The organism is Sphaerisporangium sp. NPDC049002 (assembly GCF_040649355.1).
GTDB lineage: Bacteria > Actinomycetota > Actinomycetes > Streptosporangiales > Streptosporangiaceae > Sphaerisporangium.
The window spans coordinates 1-2,277 of record NZ_JBEZFH010000410.1; the positions used below are offsets into that span (position 1 = coordinate 1).

Here is a 2,277-nt window from a genome sequence, read left to right on the forward strand (position 1 = left end):
CCGATCTGGTTCAGAGGCTGGGCCGAGGAGATCGAACCCCACGCCCTCGTCCTCCGCTCCTGGGACCCCTTGCTGATCCCCGGCCTCCTCCAAACGGAGTCGTATGCTCGGCAACTGTTCAGCCGTGGGCCCCGAGCCGCTACCGAGGAGGTGGAGAAGCAGGTTGAGGCCCGCATGCTTCGCCGGAAGATTCTCGACCGAGAGGACGCACCCCTGCTCCTCGTCCTCGTCGACGCGGGTGTGCTGCGTCGCAGGGTCGGTGGACCGACGGTGATGAGTGAACAGCTCGGCTACCTGCTGGAAACAGCCGAACGACCTTCCGTCACCGTTCAGATCGTCGATCCCGATTGCCTGGCCGGTCTGGCAGGCGCATTCATGATCGCTGAGCTACCTGACAACCAGCCGGACACCATTCACGCGGACTCACCTGTTCAGGGACAGATCACGAGCGACCGTGAATTCGTAATTTCCATTTGGAACCGATATGAAGCGGTACGGGCATGGGCCTATCCTGAGCAGGTATCCCCTAAAATGATCGAGGATGTGAGACGGGAATGGACCTGAGCAGCGCCCTTTGGCGGAAGTCGTCACGCTCTTCGGACAACGGCGGTCAGTGCGTTGAGGTCGCCGCGAACCTGCCCGGGGTGGTCGCGGTCCGCGACAGTAAGAACTCCGACGACCCTCCGTTGATCTTCGCTTCCGCCGAGTGGAGATCCTTCATCGGCGGCCTCAAGGCGGACGGTCTTGGCCAACTGGCATGACCGACCGAAGCAGGCCTTGGTGGCACCCACGGTCACGCCCAAGCCGACTGCCCGGGACGGACTTCGTATACAGCCAACCCGGCGCCCATTTGGGTGGGGCACCGTTGCCGCCCACCCGAGCGATTAGCTCACCTGGATGGCCAGGGGTGGGGGTTGCGGCGCTCCCGGCACCCGCTTGAGCTGAGCGCCACTGACGCACCCGTTCGGTTGGATACCGGGCAGCTCACCTTGAGCACAGCGACGACCGGCCCCACGCATCATCCACCGAACCCTACTGCTCAACCAGGCGCACATCTTGACCCCGCAGTCACAGCTCAGTGCCCCACCCAAATCGGGGTCGTCCCGACGGCTACAGCGTCGTGGGCGGTCCAGTGACGGCAGGGTGGGGCCTTGGCGCTTCTTCACCGGGCCCCATCCACTTCTCCCAACTCCGAAGTAGAGCATTTGCTACACTCCGAGTGTGGAGGAATGGGAGATCCGCGTCACCAACGAGATCCTTGCCTGGATCAACATGCTGGACGAACGTTCCCGGCTTCAGGTCGTCGACGCCATCGACAGACTGGCCCAGGCCGGCCCCGGGTTAGGCCGACCGCTGGTCGACAGGCTCGAAGGATCACAGATCCACAACCTGAAGGAACTACGGCCGGGCTCTGCCGGACGCTCCGAAATGCGGATCCTGTTCCTGTTCGATCCATGGCGGTCGGCCATCCTGCTGGTAGGCGGTGACAAGTCCGGCGATTGGTCCGGCTGGTATCACCGGGCCATCCCCCGCGCGGAAGAACTGTATGAGGAGTATCTGAAGGAACGCGAGCTGGAGGAGAAGGACCGATGACGACCTTTCCCAAATGGAATGACATCCGCGCCGGCATCGTGGCGAACTCCGGCGGCGAGGAAGCGCTGACTCAGGCACGTCGGCGTAACCAGGCCTACATTGACGGCCACCGACTGGCCGAGCGGCGTAAGACAATGGGCTTGTCACAGACGGAGGTGGCCGACCAGATGGGCGTGACCAAGAGCAGGATCTCGCAGATCGAGCGTGGCGAGGTATCCACCGTCGACGCCATTGCCCGCTATGTGCAGGCACTCGGCGGGCAGATTCAGATCTCGGCGGTATTCGGTGACGACCTCTACATCCTGCGCGGCACCGACACCCACGCCGCATAACCCGAGCCCCGACGTGCGACCCAGTCCAAATGCCCCACCGCGGCCCTCAAGGACGCGGGGGCTCTGCCTCACGGTTACTCCGCCACCTGAAGCCGGACCGACTTACCCGCCTCACCGTAGTGGCAGGACGATCCCACGCGGATGCGATCAAGTTAGCCGGAGTGGGTTACCGCGTTGGTGATCACCTCGGTGAGCAGGAGTAGCACGTCATCTAGCGCCGTAAGCCCGATCCGCGCGGCCGGCAGCTCGCGTGCCCTTGCACGGGCCGCCGGTACGGACGCGTCCTCCCCGGGGAAGTCTCCACGCCACCCGCGTGCCGGCACCTCGCCACCGTGCCGGACGACCTGCTCGT

General features: G+C 64.3%; 4 protein-coding genes and 1 pseudogene. 4 read left to right on the forward strand and 1 reads right to left on the reverse strand.

Features of this window, described 5'->3' with window-relative positions:
* The 4 genes from AB0B89_RS36060 to AB0B89_RS36075 all read left to right on the forward strand — a co-directional run.
* Positions 1-564: DUF5753 domain-containing protein (locus AB0B89_RS36060; protein WP_358562181.1), on the forward strand; the 564-nt coding region annotated here is incomplete at its 5' end.
* Complete coding sequence (locus AB0B89_RS36065) at positions 555-761, forward strand: DUF397 domain-containing protein (RefSeq protein WP_358562184.1); 207 nt, start codon at positions 555-557, stop codon at positions 759-761. The genes AB0B89_RS36060 and AB0B89_RS36065, both read left to right, overlap by 10 nt.
* 460 nt (positions 762-1,221) lie before the next feature.
* Positions 1,222-1,593 (forward strand): type II toxin-antitoxin system RelE/ParE family toxin, encoded by a 372-nt coding sequence (locus AB0B89_RS36070; RefSeq protein ID WP_358562187.1) that lies wholly within the window; start codon positions 1,222-1,224, stop codon positions 1,591-1,593.
* Positions 1,590-1,925, forward strand: a complete 336-nt coding sequence (locus AB0B89_RS36075; RefSeq protein ID WP_358562190.1) for a helix-turn-helix transcriptional regulator — start codon at positions 1,590-1,592, stop codon at positions 1,923-1,925. Before AB0B89_RS36070 ends, AB0B89_RS36075 begins: the two co-directional genes overlap by 4 nt.
* Before the next feature lie 152 nt (positions 1,926-2,077).
* Here AB0B89_RS36075 and AB0B89_RS36080 read toward each other — a convergent pair.
* A pseudogene (locus tag AB0B89_RS36080) lies at positions 2,078-2,277 on the reverse strand (hypothetical protein); the annotation flags it as partial.

Coding starts and splice junctions, on each gene's coding strand:
- AB0B89_RS36065 (WP_358562184.1), top strand. CDS start 555: ATGGACCTGAGCAGCGCCCTTTGGCGGAAGTCGTCACGCTCTTCGGAC.
- AB0B89_RS36075 (WP_358562190.1), top strand. CDS start 1,590: ATGACGACCTTTCCCAAATGGAATGACATCCGCGCCGGCATCGTGGCG.